We start from the raw sequence: 16,235 nt of genomic DNA on the forward strand, positions 1-16,235 counted from the left end.
GTTATGCTGTCCTCAGGTAGAATATGCGTAAGGAGCACTTGTGATGACACAAACAACTCTCAATATTACCACACTGCGACAGGCAATCGAACAGGAAAATGTTGATGTACTTGCCACGCTCTACGCCGACGACGCCTGCCTGACCATCGTTGATACGCTGCATCCGCCCTCCGCGCCGTTGGAGCTGAAGGGGAAAGAGGCCATCTGCGACTTTTACACCGACAATACGACCCGTCACCTTGCCTGTACGATTGTCGATGAGGTCATCAGCAAGGAGAAGCTGGCCTTCACCGAACTCTGCCAGTATCCCGGCGGTCAGCCGATGCTCGCGGCCACCTTTCTCGATCTTCGAGACGGCCTGATAACACGCCAGTTCACCATTCAGGTCTGGGACGAATAGGAGACAGCTCAATCGAACGGAACAAACGCCCCGACACGGTTGTTTTCTCTTAGAGAAGGAAGCCAAAAAGAAAGGAAGGTCTTCACCGTGGCAAAAGCAAAAGCAACGTTCGGCGCGGGCTGTTTCTGGGGCGTCGAAGAAGTATTCCGTACACAAAAGGGCGTCCTCTCGACCACTGTTGGTTATGAGGGCGGGCATCTGGAAAACCCGACGTACGAGGATGTTTGCACCGACAAAACCGGCCATGCGGAGGTGGTCGAGATCGAATACGATCCGGAGCAGATCAGCTATGACGAGCTGCTCACCCTGTTCTGGGACAATCATAATCCGACGACGCCCAATCGTCAGGGGCCCGATATCGGGACACAGTATCGCTCGGTCATTTTCTACCACACGCCAGAACAAAAGGCGGCTGCGCTCGCTTCCAAAGAGCGTCAGGAGCAATCGGGCAAATATCACCGCCCGATCGTAACCGAGATTGTTCCGGCATCAACGTTCTACAAAGCAGAAGACTATCATCAGCAGTATCTGGCAAAACGCGGCATCTCGCATTGCCACTTTGCCTGATCGTCGGCCAGTGGCAGCAGTTCAACAAGCTGCCCTGGCCCGCCTGCATACATTATTCTTCTCCCTGCAACTCCCCTTGCAATCTTCTCCCGGGCATGCTACACTAATAACCACTACAGGGGTTATGATGTATCAGTTCGCGACGAATATGATACAATAACTCGGACAAGAAACGCCACGTATTTGTGCTATCGGATGACCGGGCTTCGCACGAAGCAACAGTAAGGCGCGTCTCTCAGAGAGCATCAATCATCGTCCTGTATCCTGCAACTCGCCTGCGGTCCTCACCCCGGACGATCCTCTAGGATACCTGCCAGGAACATGCGCTATCATGTTCTCTTTTCTTATGCCTTCATTCTGTCTGTTTCGTCCATACGTCGATATCTATCTATTCACGAAAGGATAAGCTAAAGCATATGCCACCGACAGATCATACTGCCGGAGTGCGAGATGTTCAGCCACAACACGCAATCGCAGCCAGAACGCCGAACGTCCGTCCCTGGTTAGCGCTTCTCTCCATGATGTTCGGCCTCTTTATGGTGCTTATGGACGTCACCATTGTGAATGTCGCGCTTAACGAGATCCAGACCAGGCTTCAAACCGATCTGACAACCGTCAGTTGGGTGCTGAACGCCTACAACCTGGGATTTGCCGTCCTGCTGGTGACGATGGGCCGTCTGGCCGACCTGTTCGGGCGGAAACGTATGTTCCTTTTTGGCATGATCATGTTCAGCCTGGGCTCGCTCCTATGCGGTCTGGCCCCGAATATTGGTTTTTTGATCGCGGCCCGCGCGCTCCAATCCATCGGCGCGGCAGCCATTAACCCGATCAGTCTGGCGATTATTACCCATATTTTCCCGCCCCAGATTCGTGGACGTGCCATCGGCATCTGGGGTGCCGCCATTGGCGCGGCGGCGGCAGCAGGCCCGCTTCTGGGGGGTATTCTGGTTGAGATGCTCAACTGGCGCTGGATCTTCTTTGTCAATCTACCCTTCTGCGTTGCCGGTATCATCATGGTGCTGCTCTTCGTTCCTGAGAGCCGGGATCAGGAGGCAAGCAAGCGCGTCGATATTCCGGGCGTAGTGGTCCTGACAGCATCGCTCTTCTGTCTGGTACTGGCAATCATCCAGGGGAGTGAGTGGGGCCTGACCTCTCTGCCGATTCTGGGCTTGCTGATCGCGTTCGCGGTTGGCCTGATCGCCTTCGTACTGATCGAGAAGCGCCAGGCCGAGCCGATTGTTCGCTTCTCGCTCTTCAAGATTCGGAGCTTTGCCATAACGAACGTCAACATGTTCCTTGCCAATCTGGCAGCACAGGGCGCGTTCCTGCTGCTGGTGCTGTTCTATACAAAAGCGCTTGGCTTTGATCCGATGCATGCTGCCCTTTTCACCATCGGACTTCCATTGACGGAACTGATCGCGGCAAGCCTGTCCAATACGCTCGGGCGCCTGATCGGTCCGGCGAGAACGGCGGCGCTTGGCATGGCTCTGATCTCAATTGGCATGCTGCTCCTGTTACTCCTGCCCTCAAATCCCACAGCCTTTGAGGCGGTCTGGCATGCCGCGGTGATCGGTGCAGGTGTGGGACTGGCCTTCTCCAGTTTCTCCAATCTGTCGCTCATGGATGTGCCACCCACACAACTCGGCATGGGAAGCGGCATCTACAATACGTTTATGCAGGTTGGGGCCACGATGGGCGTGACGATCCTGATCAGCCTCTTTACGCTCCAGTCGCACGTCAACATCGCGCAAGCACAGCAGCAGGTAAACACCGCCATTCAGGCCGAATCCCGCCTGCCCCAATCCTCACGCACCGAGATTGTACAGCTCGTCAACGAGCAAACAACTCACGGCGACCAGACCGTGATTACAAACTGGCAGCTTGATACAAAAGCACTCGCGCAGAAGCAAACCAGCAGCGAGGCAAAAGCCGCCATTGACGCGGCACAACAGACTATCACGCAGACCTTCAAGGATGCGCTGGTATCGGCCTTCAAGAATGTCTGGGTTATCGCGAGTATCATTGGCCTGGTGAACGTGGCCCTGATCCTGCTGAACCGATCGGGCAAGAAAGTGCTTCGCTAGGCTTTTCGGTTGAAGGACAGAGCGGCGTCTGCGGGCGTACGCTCTGCTTTTTGTTGCTCCTCTTGTTGTATGGTCGGAATATGAGATAAAATAATATATTCGTTGCTTGATTTTGAAATGCCGTTTTCACTGGAAAAGGACGGTGTTCATCGCCCTGTGCGGTGCTCATATGAAAAGAGGACACACGCATGCAGCTTGAGAACAGGCTTCTGGACCAACGCTACCGGATCACTCAAGAGATTGGTAAAGGAGGCATGGGCGCCGTCTACCGGGCACGCGACATCAGACATCAGCGCCTTGTTGCGATCAAGGTGATTGCGCTTGACGCCTCAAACAGCTTTTCCGCGGAACAGCTTCGGCGGGATCTCAAGCGCGAGATCGATATTATCGCCCACCTCACCCATACGCTGATTGTGCCGTTGTACGACTCCGGGACGATCGAGGATCAGGAGCCGGGCCTTGCCGCGTACTTCGTGATGCCTTACTATCAGGCAGGCTCGTTGCACGACTGGTTACACCGCCCGGGGCAACCGCTGCCGCTTTCAACTTCGGCTGTAATCTTCTTTATCAATCAGGCAGCCGACGCGCTATCCTATGTGCATCAAAACGCGATCGTGCACTGCGACGTGAAGCCGTCAAACTTCCTGCTCGATACTCAGAGCGCCACCGGTCTTCCCTATCTGCACCTCGCTGACTTTGGGATTGCGCGCATTCTGACGACAACAACCAGCACGAAACATGAGGGGGTCGGCAGCCCACCCTATATGGCACCCGAGCAGATCAAGGGGAAACCCGTCTTTGCCAGCGATCAATATGCCCTGGCGGTCATGGCATATGAGATGCTGACCGGGAAACCACCCTTTCAGGGGACTGACGAGCAGATCCTGTACCAGCATTTACATCGCTCGCCCAGACCGGCCAGCGAATTGAACAAACGCCTCTCACAGGCAGTTGATACCGTACTGGGAAAGGCGCTCGCGAAAGATCCCGAGGAGCGTTTTGGCTCGGTGCTGCGGTTTGCTCAAACGCTGGAAAAGGCGCTGATAAGCCCGCGCACCTATACCGACGAGACGATCATACAGAAGTTTGTGCCTCCGCCACAGCAGAAACCACCGTCACAGCAGGCCCAGAAACAACCGGAAAAGCAGCCTCCAACCCGAGTCGAGCCACAGCGCAAGCGCGGTTGTCACCCCATCCTGCTGATCCTGGCGCTCTGTATGCTCGCCCCGGTCGGCTTTCTCTGCCTGCTTCTACAGGCGCATTTCAGCGGCCTTCAGCACAAATCTCCACAGAAAAGAGAGCAGACAACCACGTCACCATTTCTCCAACAGGTGCAGGGGACGCCGACCGTCTTTCCCTTCGAGCAGAACAGCCCGGCCTTCCAATGGGAGCTGACCAGCGATCAGGCAGGCTCATGCATGATGCAAGACCATGCCTATGCGGTCAGCCAGAAACAGCAAAACCTGTTCACAACCTGCATTGCCACCGCGAGCGACTTCCAGAACTTTGGCTACTCGGCGGAGGTTACAATTGTTGAGGGCGACACGGCGGGCATTCTGTTTCACGCGCAAGGGGCCAGCCTGTTCTACGTCTTTCAAATCGAGCTCTCGGGGCGCTACAGGCTGATACGCTACACAGAGAACAGGCGTCAGGGGGCGCAAATCCTGGCCGAGGGAAGCAGCGCGGCAATCCACACAAAGCCCAACGAGGCCAACACGCTCGGGATCATCGTGCGCGATACAACGATACAGCTCTATGTCAACGGGCAACTTCTGAAACAGAGCTCCATCGCCGCCGAACATGGACAGATCGGGACCTTTGTCGATGCGCTCAATCAGCCCACAACCGCCCTGTTCCGCAACGTCCGGCTCTGGAAGCTCTAGCGTCTCCCCATCTGAAGAAGAGAAGGCTGCACTGATCGCTTCACCATCGATCTCTATGGCGATTGGGTCACATCTTCCCTCGAAACAGGTACTGGTGAGCAAGGGAAGCGCTCACAAGAGATGAAGCCAGAAAGAGAGCTGTTCCCGCTTCATCAGCCCCATCAGAACGCTATCTCATCCCCGAGAAACAAGCATGGTTCCCGATGCATTATCATCAAAACGGGGAGGGCCTCCCGAAACCGTCCTCGTCATATGAAGCACTCCCTGTATGCCCTTTTTCAGAAGAAGAGAGACCGATATCAATGCACTCCTTGCAATTCGTTTCTTTCAGCAGATCACCATTTTCATACCAGGCTATCAATCTGTGCCTCTCTTCCTATCGCTGCTACACAACAGCCAGCCAGGCGTATTCTCCCCTTTCTTCTCAACAGATGCCCGGAAATGAAGGGAATACTGCTCACCTTATCAACGATTCATAGGCAAATAGCAGAGAGAGCTATTGATTTATTGAAGAGAAGGTGCTACAATACTACCAGTCGTAGGAAGCAGCCTGCGGTTTCTGATGGTGTGGTATGACCACGTTAGATGATATTGATCTCAAGATCCTGGAACTGCTGAATGAGGATGGTCGCCTCTCGCATGCGGCTATCGGCAAGGAGATCGGCATGACCGGGCCATCTGTCTATGCGCGTGTCCAGCGCCTGGAGCGGGATGGCATCATCCAGAAATATTCGGCGCATCTGTCTGCCGAGAAAATGGGCCTCGGTCTCACTGCCTTTATTCGCGTCAATATGCAATCGACGCCCGATGAGGATCTGATCTTTGAGCAGTTTGTGCGCTCGGATCCGCGTATCCTCGAATGCCACGAGGTGGATGGCGAAGCCACGTACTGGCTCAAGGTGCAGACGGGTTCCGCCCGCGATCTGCGCCACCTGATCACGGCGTTGCGGCGGCTCCCCGGATCTGTGTACACAACCACAAATATCTCTCTGGGTACGATTAAGGAGCAACAAACAACCGTTGCCCTGTATCGCAAAATTCACGGCCAACCAGAGGAAAGCGACGCGGACCGCTCCTGGTAACTCGGGTGTGGCGCTCTCTCAACCGCAGAGAAGGGGTTCTCTGTGGTGATTTTTGACGCCCTCGTTTGGGCATGCAGTAGAGTAGAATACCGGCAGAAGAGCAAGCGAGATCAAGTAAAAAGCAAGCTGCATTGCAGTGCTATGGTACACTGGCAATGCTTCCCATGAGAGAGCACAGCGATGTTGAAAGGATTGAGCAGGGATGATGATTGCCGAAACGGAGCGGCTACGCGTTCGCTATCTGCGAGATGACGACTTTCAGGAGATGTATGCCCTGTGCAGCGACCCGCTTGCCATGCGCTTTATGGGCGATGGCAGTACGCTGACAGCGGAGCAAGTCACCACCTGGATTGAGAAATCTCAATGGAACTATCAGGATCACCGGTTCGGTTGCTTTGCGGTGGAAACCCGGGCCAAGAGACAGTTCGTCGGCTTCTGCGGGCTGGTCTATCCACACGAGCATCAGAACCATGTCGAGATTATTTACGCCTTCTCCCAACCCCATTGGGGCAAGGGGTACGCCACAGAAGCCGCCAGAGCCGTTCTCGACTATGGCTTCACGCGGTGCAACCTGCCGCGCATCGTCGCGACCATTGTTCCGGCAAACACGGCATCCCGGCGGATCGCGGAGAAGCTCGGCATGCGCTTTGTCGGGATAGTTCAAGACGATGGTGAGGACGTTGCTTTCTACGAACTGCTGAACCCGCAACAGCACTAAAGCAAGCCGTTTGCGGACAGTATCACACAAGAGCATCGGGCAAAGAGCGCCCCTCTTTCCCCGGTGCTCTCTTATGGCCTGAAAATCCTGTTTTAAAGTAAAGCAAGTCTTGCATCCAGGCTTGCAGCTTACACATGCATAAAAAACCAGCATAGTAGAGAGAATAAAAAATATTCAAAAACGCTATTCAGGAGGACCGAAATGCCAGACATCACAACCTTACTTCTCTTTCTGACCTCTGCAATGACGCTGCTCCTGATTCCCGGGCCTGCGATGCTCTATATCGTTACACGGAGCGCCGCCCAGGGAAGACAGATCGGGCAAATCTCGGCGCTCGGCATTGCTCTGGGTGATATCGTGCAGGTGCTTGCCGCCACTTTCGGTCTCTCGGCGTTGTTGGTCTCCTCAAGCCTGGCCTTCTCACTGGTCAAATATCTGGGAGCGGCCTACCTGCTCTTCCTCGGCCTCAGCACGCTGATCAAGCGCGGGAAAGTAGAACAGCAGAGCATGCAACCGGTCAAAAGATCGCGAGCCTTCCTCCAAGGGCTCGTTGTAGAAATTCTGAATCCGAAGTCGGCACTTTTCTTTCTGGCCTTCCTGCCTCAGTTCGTCAACCCGGCTCGGGGCTCGATCATTGTGCAGATGCTCTTCTTCGGCAGCCTCTTTGTGGCGCTCTCGTTTAGCTGTGACAACATCTATGCCTCGCTGGCAGGCCTGTTGAGCGGCAAACTGAAGGAGAGTAAGGGCTTTCTCTCCTCACAGCGCTACGTCGTCGGTGCCATCTATATTCTGCTCGGGCTCATCACGGCGTTTACCGGCATCCAGACAGAGGGCTAGCAAGACAACCATCCGTCCATCTCCACAGCGAAAGAGGCGGGAGCAGGCCCCACTCCTGCCCTCGCCTCCTCTATTGAGGAGAACATAACACAGAATAGTTGCATCCCGTTTCGAGAGAACAGGCAAAACGCTTCTCCAGCTTGATCTCTCTTTTAGCACAGGGACGTTCTGCAAGCGACCCTTGCGCGAGTGCATGCCAGCAGCAACGGGCAGAAGACGCCCTTGCATTGACATGACACGCGCCTTTACGCTACACTGATTCAGTGCTTCTTTGCACAAACACTACGGTGAGGGGCCGGTTTCCCGGAAGGAGTGATGTCATTGGATAACATCAAAAACTACCTGATCGATATGGATGGGGTCATTGTTCGCGGCGCAACGCTCATCCCCGGTGCCGCGGAATTTATACACAAACTACGTGAAAAAGAAGTTCCTTTTCTGATCTTCACCAATAACTCTCTATACACCCCACGTGACTTGCAGATGCGCTTGCACTATATGGGCCTCGAAGTGCCACCCAACGCCATCTTCACGTCAGCGCTGGCGACCGCGCAATTTCTGCATTCACAGCATCCGGGCGGGCGCGCCTATGTTATCGGTGAATCTGGCCTGACAACCGCTCTTCACGATATCGGCTATATTCTGACCGATCAAGATCCAGAATATGTTGTGATCGGTGAAACCACTACTTACAGCTTCGAGCGCATTTCGCGGGCAATTCGCTTTGTCAATGCTGGCGCCCGATTGATCGCGACAAACCCGGACGTCATGGGCCCCGGCGAAGGCGGGATCGTCCCGGCAACCGGCGCATTGGCCGCGCTCATCAACGCGGCAACTGGCACCAAGCCCTATTTTATCGGGAAACCAAATCCGCTGATGATGCGCATGGCCTTGCGCACCCTGAACGCTCACTCTGAGGAGTCGGTAATGATCGGCGACACCATGAGCACCGATATTGTGGCCGGCATCGAAAGCGGCCTGCGTACCATCCTGGTGCTGACTGGCGTTACCTCCCGTGAACAGGTAGAGCGCTTCCCCTATCGCCCGACCTGGATTCTCAACTCGGTCGCGGATATCGAGGTCTGATCACCTTGTTCTTTCTATACTATATATATAAAGGAATACAAAAAGCCAGGGAGGGCTGCTAGAACAGCCTTCCCTGCACTCTTGTTCTTCGTTCAGCTTCGGCGGCACATCATTGACGATCACGTGCCAACCATCGCGGCAGCGCCGTGCTTCCCGCTTGCTTAGAGGTGATCTCTTTCCAGATTCAGCCAGCGCACTTCATCCGGCGTCAGCTCGATCTCAAGCGCCTCAAACGAGGTTCGGGTCTCCTCAAGCGCCCGTGGCCCGATCAGCGGGAAGGTCGGGAACGGCTGCGAGAGCACGTAGGCCAGCGCGATCGAGATCGGCAGCACCTGCTTCTCGCGGGCCATCTGGTTCACCCGCTCCAGGCGCTGGAAATTGTCCTCGCTGTACCAGCAGCGCACCAGCTCAGGATCAGAGTGATCGTCGGGACGCGCCCGACCGGTGAAGAAGCCACGCGCCTGGCTTGACCAGGGCATCAGGGCCATTTGCCGCTCTTCTAACCAGGCCCGGGATTGTGAGTCGGAAGCCGCGATACAGCCCGCCCAGACCGGATCAACCATACGAGCAAGGCTGAAGTTGTTGCTGACCGCCACAAAACCGGACAGGCCATGCTCGGCAGCCCAACGGTTCGCCTCTTCAACACGCGCAAGCGACCAGTTGGAGGCGCCAAACGCACGAATGCGTCCGGCCTGCTTGTGCTCGTTCAGCACCGTGATAAACTCGCTGACCGGAATCTCGGGGTTATCACGATGCAACATGTAGATGTCGAGATAGTCGGTTTGCAGGCGCTCAAGACTGATCAGAAGCTGCTTCGTCAGCCACTCCGGCGTACAGAACGGCGTGTGCGCTCCCTTGCCCAGAATCACCACCTGCTCGCGAACGCCCCGGTTCTTGATCCACTGACCGAGCACCGTTTCACAGCGGCCACCACCGTAGATAAAGGCCGTATCAAAGCAGTTGCCGCCACGCTCAAAGTAGTCATCAAACATGACGGAAGCATGCGGCCACTCAGTCTGGTTGTCAACGCCCATCACCAGCCGCGCCACCTGCTTCTCGACGCCCGGCAGCGTGCCATACTTCATCTTGCTCCCGGGACGCACAGCAAGCGGACGACCACTGACGGTCAGCGTTTTTCCCTCTGGCTTCTCGGCCTCGTAGACAACACCGATGGCCTGCCGCCAGAGATCCAGCGTCCGCATATTGCCAAGCGAGTCACGCCAGGACATCGCCGCCGCCTCCCGCTGCTCAAGCGAGTTCGCGACCGTATCGGCTTCAAGCCCATAGAGATACTCGGTACACTCAACCTCGATCTCCTCCGGCTGCTCCTTCCCATATTGATAAAGAATGATCTTTGTATTCTGCGCATCGGGCGGCGTCCAGGGATCGGGCAACAACAGTGAGCCCTTGCTTCCCATGACGCGCACCACGTTCTCGGTTCGCAGGCGCACTCCGGTGGTCAGTTGCGCCAGAATCCCCCCTGGAAAGGCCAGAGAAGCGGTGGTATACTCATCAATGCCCGTCTCGCCAACAACGCCAGTCGCCACGACGGACAGCGGGTCCTCAAAGGGCTTGCCATTCGCTACCCCGGCAATCAGGCGAGCCATCGAGACGGGATAACCACCAACATCGAGAATGCCACCACCACCGAGCGCGTTGTTCATCAGGCGGCTCTCGGGATTGGGAGAGGTCTGGAAGCTGAAGGATGCCTGAATCAGCTTCACCTCGCCAATTGCTCCATCTCGAATCAAAGAGAGCAATGTATCAATCTGCGGGTGACAGCGATACATGTAGGCTTCCATCAGAAAGACATTGTTGCGCTGTGCCGCCTCCACGATCGCCATAGCTTCCGCATGATTAAGCGCTAGCGGCTTCTCACAGAGCACATGCTTCCCGGCCTCAGCGGCCTGGATAGCCCAACGAGCATGAAAGGGGTGAGGCGTTGCGATATAAATAGCCTGAACATCCTTGTCCTGTAACAGCGCCTCATAACTGCCATATCGATGTGAAATAGACCACTGCTCGCCAAAGCGCTCGGCTGCTTCCTGTGTGCGGCTCCCAACCGCATATAATGTCCCGGTTCGAGAATGGGTGACACCACGAGCGAACTTCCCGGCAATTGAACCTGTTCCCAGAATGCCCCATCGGAGCTTTTCGATCATCCTGACCTCCTGTCTGCTTCACTGCAAGTGACGAATGCACAATACGCTCTTGCCGACACACAAAATCTTCTGCGCGACGAAGCAAGCGGTTTTTTCTTTTATATCACCTGTAAAACAGCCAGGTCAAGTGTTGAAAGCGGTCCCGCCCTCGCTTTTCCTTCTTTCAGGGCATGCATATTCCACTATTTCATGAATATTGCCTCGCTTATTTCACCAGAAGAGGATCTCTTTTCCGCCTATCTGTCAAAGATCGATATATTTCTTTTCTGAAGCATGCTATAATTTTAATAGAAGTCGGGAGGCACCGGGCGGAGTCTATTTTTTCGGTTGTGTTCTCCTGCACGCTACGAAGCAAAGATCCAGGTCATCTGCTTGCTTCCCTATTCCTTTCTCTCACTCACGCTGCGGCTTCTCTCTGCTAACTGGTCCATTTCAGAAGGCAACCTCTTCCTGAGTCATACCCGGGAAGAGGTTTTGACCTTATCAACACTCAATGCGCCACCCATGCGGGACGAGTCGCAATCAGGACAGCCTCAGCAGTGATATCAGTCCAGATCTCGACGCGGAATCCCGCTTCTTTCAACCACTGATAGAGCCTTTGTGACGTACAGGACGGCTGGCTGACTGCGAAGAGATCCTGCACCGCTTCCCGGTAGCTCTCCAGCACAACCATGCAGGCACCTGGCTTGAGCGCCTGATAACACTGCCAGATCAGCGCCTGTGCTCCCTCAGGCATGCGGGCAAGATGTCCGGCAAAAATAAGATCAAAAGCCTCGCCGGGCAACTCAAGGGCAGCCAGATCGGTCGCACAGCATTCCAGGCGTTCACTCACACCATACTCCTGTGCGGAGCGCTGAGCCTGAAAAAGCGCCTCCGCGAAATCAAACGCGACTCCATGCGCCTGCGCGTCCAGTTCCAGCGCGGCAATCGCTCCAACACCAGAACCCAGATCTGCAATCCGCTGCGCGTGCCTGCTGCGGCCCACACCCAGACGATCCATGATACATCGTGCGACGGGATACATCAACAGGAATAGCGGATCAAGCGCCAGATCGGACAAAGGGGTTTCGAGCAGTAGCTTTTCCAGAGAGCAGAGAGAGAGCGCGCCGTCTGACTCCCAGAGCCGCACCTTGCATCGAAGCTCAAGCATCAGGTCGCCCAGGTAGTGGCTCCGATCAGCCACAAGATACCGCTCACTGATCGGCGTTAGCGCGTAGCCGCTGGCTGTACAACGCAGAAAGCGAAGCGCACAGAGCGCTCCGAACAGGCGGCTGAGTGCGGCTTCCGAAAGGGGCACCAGGAACGCCAGGCGGGCCGGGGTATCCACGCCACGAGCAACCCAGGTAAAGAGATCGAGCTTGACCGCGATCCAGAGCGGGTCACTTTGAGCGAAGGCAAAAGCAATATCAGTCATCTGAGCTGGCGGTATACACACATGCTCACCCAATCGTGCGATCGTTCCATTCTCCATGCAGGCATTGCTCCTCTACGAACTCTTGACCATCCCAACGCCAGTAGCTTACTCGGCAACGGTCGCGCCAACTGCCACAGCTTCCTGATGCTCCTGCGAGGCCGCGGCACGGGCCAGAAACAGCGCCACTCCCGCACTAACCGAGCGCTGTTCCAGCTCCGAGAATCCCGCCTCCTGGCACCAACCGCTGTAGGTCTCCGCCGCATAGATTCCGCCTTCCCGGGCCAGCGTTGCCTGAAACAGCGCATGCAGCGCGGGCAGTAGCGTCCCCATCTGATCGGCGCAGTAGTCAGCCAGCACCAGATGACCACCCGGACGCAGATATTGAGCACATGCCGTAAGAATGCGCTGATTGTCTGCCGCGCTACAACCATTACAGACGTAGCCCAGGTAGATAACATCATAAGGCGGTTCACCCCACGTCTCGGTCTGAAGCAGATCGCCGTCTGTAAAGCGAAACTGCGATAGCACCTTACAGCGCTTCGCAAAGGCGCGTGTGCTCTCCAGGACTGCCGGAACGTCAAGCGCATCAACGCGAATATCCCGCTTCTTGCGGGCCAGCGCGATACTCCAGACGCCTGAACCGGTGCCCAGATCAAGGACACGCTTCACCTCGCCCCGCTTGAACAGCGTATCGGCAACCTGCTGAGCCTCTTCCTGATGCAGCGGATAAAGCAGGCTGACGAGCGACTTGAGCACCTCGGGCTTCTGACTCGTCTCCGTTTGCCCGGTCTTCAGCAGAGACTCAAGTCTTGTAATAATATGGAGTAACACTTTTCGCATGGAACACACGTATTGCCCGAGGTAACATTCCTGATTGGGCACAAAATAGCGCCGCCCGGCCTCGGTCAGCACAAGCCGCTCATCCTCGCGTCGGGCAATCCCGAGCCAGATGAGCGTTTCTGAGGCATGAGCAGGCAGCGCCCCATCTTCGGACACAGCCGCGAACAGGCCATCCTCAATGCTCTGCTGTAAGGTCTGCAAGGCCAGCGCTATTTGATGAAACACGTCGGGAACGGAATGCATACGCTGGATGTAACGCCCGTCACGGAGCTCAAGCACGCCAGCCGCAAGCAAGACCTGCAAAATACAACGGGTACAACGGGGGTCGAAATGGGACTGCTCTATCAGTTCGTCTACGCTCTCAAAGGGAAGACGCAATCGGGAAAACAGACCTGTGCGCTCGGCAACCTGAAAGGCTGGCTCGACAAGCAGCGAGAGCAGCCATTCTTCCACTCGATGAGCCTGACTACCCGATCCATCAGCGTCCAGAAACGCTTTACTTGATGACCTGAAATAATGGGGATACTCTTGTAGTGATCTCAGCATTGCTTCTTCTCCTCCCTCAACCACCAGGCCCCACAAAACAACAACCGCTTACCCTCGGCGCAGTTCTGCCGTTGAATGACGCCGATCTTTTTTGCTTCCACTCGTGCGCTTCAATGCATCTTTGAGCTTTTCACCCGTTAACTCTTTTTATATTATAAACCCGCGATCAACCATAAAATGTACCTATCCATATACAGGTATATTTTATAATCATACAGCATCCAGATCTTATCCATTTACTTCAGATATACAATATAAGCAGAGCAATAGTAACCCGGTTTACTCCACCTATTACACACAAGAGATGCACGGTTCCTTCGGTCTTCCGTGCATCCCTCCTTTGCAGCAACTATCATTCAGCAGGAGAAATACGACATCCCTCTTTGCTAAGGAAGAGATGCGGTTCAAGTATGGGCGCATCTCTTCTCATCTTCAGACATTCTGAAGATCAACCCAGGCATCATAGGTCGCCTGCCCGCCAGGAATATCGGCAATGATATCGTTGGCCACAAGCGGCACAGTCTGTTGTCCGCTGGTGACTCGATTCACGCCAGACCAACCATCACGCATCCAGACAACACCCTGCAAAATTCCCTCGGTCACAAGGGCTTTTGCCTCAAAGTGGCCATGTCCGTTCGAGATCAGCACCCGGTTCCCTGTCTCAATTTTACGAGGGCGGGCGTCATTTGGATGCAACCAGATCTCCGGCTCAGGATTCGCCTTCGCCAGCGTGGGAAGCACCTTCCCCTCATCGTAGAAGGAATGGAACGCCGTGAGCGTCCGTCCCTGACAGAAGCGCAACGGATAGCGCGTGGCCTCCTCCTCAACAGCCGGGGTGAAGGAAGGCAGTGGCGACAGACCAGCCTGTAATGCGCGCTCGCTCCAGAACTCGACCTTCTTTGAGGGCGTATCGAAGCGTCGATCAGGATAGGCAACCTCTGAAAGGGCGGTTTTCTGCCAGTATCCGCCCTGCTTCCTCAGTTCGGCAACCGTCAGGGCCTCGCCTGAAGGAAGCTTCTGTGTGCTCAGGAGCGCATTGATATATGCTTCATCGTCCTGCCAGGGGAAGACGTCGGGAATGTCCAGCCGCTCCGCAAGCTCGCGCAGCACCCTGCTTAACGGACGAACCTCACCGACGGGCTGGAGCGCCGGTTCCATCAGATAGAGATGTGTGGCGGTTTGCTTCAGCCCCAGTTCTTCAAGCCAGATCGTGCCGGGCAACACGAGATCAGCCACGCGCCGAATCGTCTCATTCATAAAGATGTCATAGGAGACGATCAGCCCGACCTTCTCAAGCCCTCGTTCAACTGTGTTACTATCGGCAAAACCGGACAGGAAGTTCGCTCCGAGCAGCAGCAGCACATCAAGGGAACCAGAGGTCAGCGCCTCGGTAATCGAGGCCATATGACTCGGGATGTAGGAGCCCTGAGGCCGCACCACATCAGCCGTCACATCCGCGAGCCCGTTGGCCTGAGCGGTCGCCCCATGTCTCGGCCCCAGACCACCACCGGCTATCCCCAGTTGTCCGGTCAGTGCTGGCAGGCAGGCAATGGCTCGACTGGCCTCCCAGCCATGTTGGTGCTTGTACATCGAGCTTCCGCCAAGCACAATCATAGCAGGCGTCCGGGTGGCGTAGAGACGTGCCAGATGGCGAATCTGCTCGGGGTCGATGCCAGTCTGTCGAGCGCCCCACTCCGGTGTATACTGTCGCAGATGGTCGGCAAACTCCGCGAACCCGAGCGTGTATTCCTGCACAAACGCCTGATCGGTCAGTCCTTCCTCAACGATCACATGTGCCATCGCCAGGGCCAGTGCCGCATCAGTCCCCGGGCGGATCAAGACAACCTCATCAGCATGGCGCGAGGCCTCCGTTCGCCGCGTATCGATATGTACTACATACGCGCCGCGCTTGCGAGCTGCGACCAGATAAGGAGAGGTCCCGGGCTGGCTGGCAAGCGTCGCCCCCCAGAAAAAGACCATGCGTGAATGGGCCGCCATATCCACTTTGGTGTTAGTCTTAAGCACGCCCGTCAGGCCCAGGCCATAGCCACCAAGCGCCCAACAAACAATAGCAGAGACCCAGTGCTGAAAGCCGCCAAGAGAGCCAAAACGGGTTATAAGCGGGGTGTTTATCCCCGTCGAGCCGACCCCATGTCCGCGCCAGAGACCGACGCGATCGCGCTGTGTTCGCTCAATTGCTTCAACAATCATGGTATAGGCGTCATCCCACGAACAGGGCTCCCAGGCGTCTTCACCGCGTCTCTTGCGACGAATCGGAGTCAGCAGGCGAGCGGGATTATGGGGGATCTCACGAGTCGCGCGCCCCCGAATGCACAAAAAGCCTCGGCTTTCCGGGTGCTGTTCGTCTCCCTTCACAGAGAGAAGCTGATTCCCCTCTACCTCAACGCGCATGCCGCACTGGGTGGGCAAACAGTTCATCGGACACATGGTCCTGATCAGGCGTTTCTCAGACATACGCTCTTCTCTTTTCTCACTGTTCTCAGTCAATACTCCAAAATAGGTACGCACAGTTCTATCGTATTCGAGTATAACTCCTCCTGTAAAGAGCCAATATGCCTTCACAAAACCTGCCAGAACAGGCCATTCCTCCGCCGC

12 protein-coding genes are annotated in these 16,235 nt (G+C 55.7%); 8 read left to right on the forward strand and 4 right to left on the reverse strand.

The genetic code is table 11. The annotated features are described in order from the left end of the window. The first annotated feature begins 43 nt into the window (after positions 1-43). The 8 genes from KTH_RS01830 (at position 44) to KTH_RS01865 (ending at position 8,657) form a co-directional block, all read left to right on the forward strand. Positions 44-400 (forward strand): nuclear transport factor 2 family protein, encoded by a 357-nt coding sequence (locus tag KTH_RS01830; RefSeq protein WP_111320084.1) that lies wholly within the window; start codon positions 44-46, stop codon positions 398-400. An 87-nt stretch (positions 401-487) separates the two neighbouring features. Continuing rightward, on the forward strand, positions 488-967 hold the full coding sequence (msrA, locus tag KTH_RS01835; RefSeq protein WP_111320086.1) for a peptide-methionine (S)-S-oxide reductase MsrA: 480 nt from the start codon (positions 488-490) through the stop codon (positions 965-967). Positions 968-1,383: 416 nt separating this feature from the next. Continuing rightward, positions 1,384-3,051: an MFS transporter gene (locus KTH_RS01840; protein ID WP_497616130.1), complete on the forward strand. Its 1,668-nt coding sequence runs from the start codon at positions 1,384-1,386 to the stop codon at positions 3,049-3,051. A gap of 188 nt (positions 3,052-3,239) precedes the next feature. Beyond that, positions 3,240-4,934 carry a protein kinase domain-containing protein gene (locus KTH_RS01845; protein WP_497616131.1) on the forward strand — a complete coding sequence of 565 codons (1,695 nt, stop codon included), beginning with the start codon at positions 3,240-3,242 and terminating at the stop codon, positions 4,932-4,934. A 572-nt stretch (positions 4,935-5,506) separates the two neighbouring features. Then, positions 5,507-6,016, forward strand: a complete 510-nt coding sequence (locus KTH_RS01850) for an Lrp/AsnC family transcriptional regulator (RefSeq protein ID WP_111320092.1) — start codon at positions 5,507-5,509, stop codon at positions 6,014-6,016. Positions 6,017-6,218: 202 nt separating this feature from the next. Then, positions 6,219-6,734 (forward strand): GNAT family N-acetyltransferase, encoded by a 516-nt coding sequence (locus KTH_RS01855; RefSeq protein ID WP_497616134.1) that lies wholly within the window; start codon positions 6,219-6,221, stop codon positions 6,732-6,734. 201 nt (positions 6,735-6,935) lie between these two features. Beyond that, on the forward strand, positions 6,936-7,571 hold the full coding sequence (locus KTH_RS01860; RefSeq protein ID WP_497616136.1) for a LysE family translocator: 636 nt from the start codon (positions 6,936-6,938) through the stop codon (positions 7,569-7,571). A gap of 315 nt (positions 7,572-7,886) precedes the next feature. Then, positions 7,887-8,657 (forward strand): HAD-IIA family hydrolase, encoded by a 771-nt coding sequence (locus KTH_RS01865; protein ID WP_111320098.1) that lies wholly within the window; start codon positions 7,887-7,889, stop codon positions 8,655-8,657. Positions 8,658-8,818: 161 nt separating this feature from the next. Here the strand turns inward: KTH_RS01865 and KTH_RS01870 are convergent, their stop codons facing one another. The 4 genes from KTH_RS01870 to KTH_RS01885 all read right to left on the reverse strand — a co-directional run bounded on the left by KTH_RS01870 (position 8,819) and on the right by KTH_RS01885 (position 16,094). Further along, positions 8,819-10,819, reverse strand: a complete 2,001-nt coding sequence (locus KTH_RS01870; protein ID WP_111320100.1) for an aldo/keto reductase — start codon at positions 10,817-10,819, stop codon at positions 8,819-8,821. A 490-nt stretch (positions 10,820-11,309) separates the two neighbouring features. Next, complete coding sequence (locus KTH_RS01875) at positions 11,310-12,290, reverse strand: class I SAM-dependent methyltransferase (RefSeq protein WP_111320102.1); 981 nt, start codon at positions 12,288-12,290, stop codon at positions 11,310-11,312. Positions 12,291-12,338: 48 nt separating this feature from the next. Continuing rightward, positions 12,339-13,619, reverse strand: a complete 1,281-nt coding sequence (locus tag KTH_RS01880; RefSeq protein WP_111320104.1) for a class I SAM-dependent methyltransferase — start codon at positions 13,617-13,619, stop codon at positions 12,339-12,341. A 432-nt stretch (positions 13,620-14,051) separates the two neighbouring features. Continuing rightward, positions 14,052-16,094, reverse strand: a complete 2,043-nt coding sequence (locus tag KTH_RS01885) for a molybdopterin-containing oxidoreductase family protein (protein WP_170142413.1) — start codon at positions 16,092-16,094, stop codon at positions 14,052-14,054. Between the last annotated feature and the right edge of the window lie 141 nt (positions 16,095-16,235).

Source organism: Thermosporothrix sp. COM3 (assembly GCF_059696735.1).

Coding starts and splice junctions, on each gene's coding strand:
- KTH_RS01830 (WP_111320084.1), top strand. CDS start 44: ATGACACAAACAACTCTCAATATTACCACACTGCGACAGGCAATCGAA.
- KTH_RS01840 (WP_497616130.1), top strand. CDS start 1,384: ATGCCACCGACAGATCATACTGCCGGAGTGCGAGATGTTCAGCCACAA.
- KTH_RS01845 (WP_497616131.1), top strand. CDS start 3,240: ATGCAGCTTGAGAACAGGCTTCTGGACCAACGCTACCGGATCACTCAA.
- KTH_RS01850 (WP_111320092.1), top strand. CDS start 5,507: ATGACCACGTTAGATGATATTGATCTCAAGATCCTGGAACTGCTGAAT.
- KTH_RS01855 (WP_497616134.1), top strand. CDS start 6,219: ATGATGATTGCCGAAACGGAGCGGCTACGCGTTCGCTATCTGCGAGAT.
- KTH_RS01860 (WP_497616136.1), top strand. CDS start 6,936: ATGCCAGACATCACAACCTTACTTCTCTTTCTGACCTCTGCAATGACG.
- KTH_RS01865 (WP_111320098.1), top strand. CDS start 7,887: ATGTCATTGGATAACATCAAAAACTACCTGATCGATATGGATGGGGTC.
- KTH_RS01870 (WP_111320100.1), bottom strand. CDS start 10,819: ATGATCGAAAAGCTCCGATGGGGCATTCTGGGAACAGGTTCAATTGCC.
- KTH_RS01875 (WP_111320102.1), bottom strand. CDS start 12,290: ATGGAGAATGGAACGATCGCACGATTGGGTGAGCATGTGTGTATACCG.
- KTH_RS01880 (WP_111320104.1), bottom strand. CDS start 13,619: ATGCTGAGATCACTACAAGAGTATCCCCATTATTTCAGGTCATCAAGT.
- KTH_RS01885 (WP_170142413.1), bottom strand. CDS start 16,094: ATGTCTGAGAAACGCCTGATCAGGACCATGTGTCCGATGAACTGTTTG.